This is a genomic window from Leptolyngbya sp. FACHB-711, from assembly GCF_014695615.1.
In the GTDB taxonomy this organism is placed as follows: Bacteria; Cyanobacteriota; Cyanobacteriia; order Elainellales; family Elainellaceae; genus Leptolyngbya_A.
On record NZ_JACJOR010000502.1, the window covers coordinates 1 to 4,155 of the forward strand.

At 48.9% G+C, this 4,155-nt stretch carries 5 protein-coding genes; all 5 read right to left on the reverse strand.

Features of this window, described 5'->3' with window-relative positions:
* Nucleotides 1-19: 19 nt before the first annotated feature.
* Nucleotides 20-577, reverse strand: a complete 558-nt coding sequence (locus H6F80_RS23885) for a GNAT family N-acetyltransferase (protein WP_190794019.1) — start codon at nt 575-577, stop codon at nt 20-22.
* A gap of 117 nt (nt 578-694) precedes the next feature.
* Nucleotides 695-1,255 carry a hypothetical protein gene (locus H6F80_RS23890; RefSeq protein WP_190794020.1) on the reverse strand — a complete coding sequence of 187 codons (561 nt, stop codon included), beginning with the start codon at nt 1,253-1,255 and terminating at the stop codon, nt 695-697.
* A 319-nt stretch (nt 1,256-1,574) separates the two neighbouring features.
* Nucleotides 1,575-2,006 carry a hypothetical protein gene (locus H6F80_RS23895; RefSeq protein WP_199296795.1) on the reverse strand — a complete coding sequence of 144 codons (432 nt, stop codon included), beginning with the start codon at nt 2,004-2,006 and terminating at the stop codon, nt 1,575-1,577.
* A 562-nt stretch (nt 2,007-2,568) separates the two neighbouring features.
* The gene (locus H6F80_RS23900; RefSeq protein ID WP_190794021.1) at nt 2,569-3,303 is read right to left on the reverse strand and encodes an anti-sigma factor; all 735 of its coding nucleotides are present in this window, start codon (nt 3,301-3,303) and stop codon (nt 2,569-2,571) included.
* Between the two features lie 123 nt (nt 3,304-3,426).
* Nucleotides 3,427-4,050 (reverse strand): sigma-70 family RNA polymerase sigma factor, encoded by a 624-nt coding sequence (locus H6F80_RS23905; RefSeq protein ID WP_242067544.1) that lies wholly within the window; start codon nt 4,048-4,050, stop codon nt 3,427-3,429.
* Nucleotides 4,051-4,155 lie beyond the last annotated feature (105 nt).

The following is a 4,155-nucleotide window of genomic DNA, read 5'->3' on the forward strand; positions in this document are numbered from 1 at the left end:
TTCCAGTGCATTGCGATTGTTATACAGTGATGCGACGCTCCCATTGATCTCTCGTGATTCGCCACTCTACCTCGCTCCAACCTTGTTCGGACATCCATGTAGAGCCCGCCGGACGGATGGCAACTACTTCCGCTCCGATCCACTCTGCCAACCGAGCAATCCGCACGTTTGCACTTACAGTAGAGCCAGAGATCACCTCTAGTCTTAGTTCCCAAAACCCGAAATCGAGCAGGGCGCGCCCAACCTCGATCGCGTAGGCATATCGTCCCCAATAGTCAGGTGCAAGTTCAATCCCCAATTCCATCTCACCTGCATCACACCCTCTTCCCCGCAGTCCGCAGCAGCCGATAAGCATGCAAGGTTCATGCCGTTGCACAATCGCAAGTTGGTAGTTAAGACGAGGATGCTCAGAAGCCCATGTGCAAAATGTCTTAAACAAACGTATTGAATTTTCGGAACTAGCTTGACCTGGTTCGTAGAAGATTTGACTGCGAGGATCAGCTTGATAGTCTAAGAATGAAGATCGATCTGACTCAACGAAATCACGCAGCAAAAATCTTTTGGTTACGATCTCCATATCAGCAAGCTTAATGTTCAAACTGTATAACGGCGAAGCTGAGCGGTGCCAGAGAGCCTAGGAGTTCAGTAGGCACTTTCATTTCATCCGCTCCAGCGCAGTGTTGGGGTACGCTGCTCACTGGAAATGTGCGATGTGTTTGCCGCATTTTTGACACTCATCATATCCTCGCCACTGTTCTAACTTACATCGGGGACAAATGAGATACTCCGGATCGGTACTTGGGAGTACGACTTCAACATCCTTTGTTTTTTCTATCACAATGGAACGGAATGCTAGAAATAGATAAACCCAAGTCAAACAGGCTAAAGCATTTAGCCACAGCCCTAAAGACATCATTTGCTGGGCTTCCGTAATCAAGATAAAGGACAAGGATAAAAACAATACTGTCCAGAAAATGCTTAACCCCTGTTTCTGAGAGTTCCAGGACAACAGGGGTGCAGAGCCTGGATACTGTCTGAGAATCAGAAAAAGGATGAAAACAATGAACGGAAGGGCAGGCAATGCTGTGACTTGACCTAACCCGATTACCATAGATTGTCCGTCTGTGTGGCTATCAAGCTGACTGACTGCTTCAAAATAAGGGTCGATCAGGTAAAACCAGTTCAACAGCCACAGACTAATTGGAAGAATGTAGAGTGGCAATGCAAACGGGGGAGTAATTACGAGGTTTCTCATTGCAGCATCTGAACCTATGTCCTAGCCATGAGAGCAATTTCTCACAACCAATACTAACTTCACATCAGGCATCTCACCGATCGCTGTCAGGTATAGCCCAAACCGACAACATCAGCAGCCCAACGATTGGGCTAACCGGACGACGATAACCTTTAGGACTTAACTATACAGCTTGCCTCCGTTCCGGTTCAGCGATTTGTTATGCGACTTGAGTATCACGGGTGGAAAGAATTTAGAGCTTCAAGGTTCGTACCCAATTGTGCCAGTAGGCTGCTACTTGCGAGGTTTGCTTTATCACGACATCCGGGGCTGAATCAGCTCACCAGAAAGTCAAAGCATAAAAGTCTACTGGCTCACCCTCTCCATAAGTATCGATCTCTTTTCCGCGATCCATATCACGAGCGCAGTAGCGCACACGATAAATTTCTTGCAGGAGCGGAACATCGCACACATATTCACCCCCCCATTCAGACAAAATCACCTTTTCTGAACTGGGGGCGAAGGAAACTTCCACAATCTCTTCCCAAGTATCATCAAGAGGTGGCGGAGCGTCCAGCACATCAAGGACAAAGCTAACATCGCCGGTGTGCAGACCTGTAAGGAGAAAAAGCATTCCTGGCGAAGCAGCTCCACACAGTCCGTTGTTTTGGCCGCAAAAGGAATCTTCTAAACCAACGCCCCTGCTTTCGAAAGGTTCGATGTAAGCTTGACCATAGTGGATGTGCAACCGCCCATCGAAGATTCGTACCATAAGCTTCTGGTAAATCTAAGGGTTCATCGAGGTAAGGCAGACGCCTAACTCTTAATTATGCCGAACTGATTCGGGCTATTTACCCTGTAGAGGCAATTAGGCTGAATCAATTCCGTCTAATCCCCCAACTCAGACATTAACCCGACAAATTTTCCGTATAATATTCCGATTTCGGCAGTTAACCCGAATTCTTCAGCGTTTCTTCCGTCGGTCTTCGCCTTGCATTCTGCCTAAGATCCCTGTAACGGAATTAGACGGAAGCTAAGATGAGCGGGCTATCTCTGATGCCTACTTACTAAAAGAGGGGATGTAAACTTATCCCTAAACAGAGGTGTATTCTTGGTTCACAACAGTTTGTTAAGAATGACAAAGCTCCACCCCGCATTAAACAGCAAAGGTGTGAGATTTAGGTCTTTTTTAGGTCTTTAGAAAAGGAAGTCTTCTGAAATGTTAGTGAGGCAGGGGTTCTAGAAGAAGAGAAACTGCCCGGAAAACGGTTTACCTTCTTCCAAGATCCCGATCGGCTTCCGTTCGAAGTTTACGAGGTTTGATGAGATCCTTTTCACAGGCTGTTCATCACCAGTTCTCCTGCCGGAACAGGCGGATCTGCCGCTTTTTCAGCCGTAATCAGCATCTTTTCGGGAGGCGCATTCAACGTGACTGCAGGAATTTGCCAGGCTGCATTCGTTTGGTTTGTCGGGTTGCTGTTAAACTCTCCGAAGAAGATGGGCTGGGATTTGCCCGGCTCGATCGCCCAGAGTCGATACACCCGATCCGCAGGCAATTGCGGCAAATTCTGCACCAGCACAATCACAACCTGCTGCCCCGGATTCACCACCAAACTGCCTGAAGCTTGAGTCGCATCCCCTGTTCCCTGAAGGCTAAAGAGCTGCAAATTCGGCTGCTTTAGCGTCGCAACCAGGGCTTTCGCAGTGGCATTTTCCTGGCGCAAGCGATAATTGTCGACCGTCAGTGCCCCAACCACCAGGGCAGCAACGGCTCCTCCTAAACCCACCCAGAAGCGGGGCTGACGAGAACGACGCGAAACCCGATTCGTCTTTGGCTCCGATCGCGCCTGCTGCAAAATCGCCTCGCGTAAATGGGGCGGCGGTTCCTGTTCGGGGAGTCCATAGGGCATGAGTGCCAGTACCTCTTGAAGCTGAGCCATTTCCTGACGTAAATCAGGATGGGTGTCCAGCAGTTGCCTGAGCACCTCCGCTTCTTCGGGACTGAGATCACCCAGAGCATAGCCTGCCAAAAGTTCCTGCCAGTTTTCGGGACGCGAAGATAAAGTCATTGCGGGAAATCGTAGAAGCAAATCACGGCGAGAATGAAAGAAATCAAAAACAAGAAATCAAAAACAGAAAAAATCAAAAACAAAAGAAATCAGATGAAAGAACAAAAGACAGAGCAGCGAATGCTAAAGATAATCCTGTAAAGTTCGGCGCAGTTTCAGCAAGCCCTGGCGCGATCGGCTCTTCACTGTTCCCAGCGGCACTTGCAGGCGATCGGCAATTTCAGACTGGCTCAGACCTTCATAATAGGCAATTTCTAAGACCCGTCGCTCACTGTCCGGCAACTGCGAGAGGGCTTCGCGCACCAGTTCCGATCGCTCCTGCACCGATACCATTTCTAAAGGAGAAGCCGAAACCGCTTCTGTCCGAGTCAACGCCTGCCATCGCTGCAAAAAACGAAACTTTGTACCCCGTGCCCGTAGCTTATCAATCGATCGCGATCGAGTCATTGTAGTGAGAAAGCTGCTCAGTGACCCGCGACTGGGATTGTAGGCACCCTGCCGCCACAGCGTGAGAAACACATCCTGAGTCACATCTTCTGCCTCTTCAGTATTTTCTAAAATTTTGAACGCCAATCCGTAGACCAGACGCGAATAGCGATCGTACAAAGTTCCCAAACATTCGACCTGACCCTGTTTAACCGCATTGAGCAGTTCTAGATCGGTCGGCGGTTCAGAAGCAGTTTTAGACACAGGGTTTGGCATTAGGGGCAGCGTGACGGCATCGGCAGCGCGAAAAACATGGGTCATATTTTTCCGCCATCAAATATATGATTCCTGAAATTAGATACGACGATCGAGGGGAATTGGATTGCGAGATTGATCTGGGATTAAGGCGACAGGCAGCTTTAATCT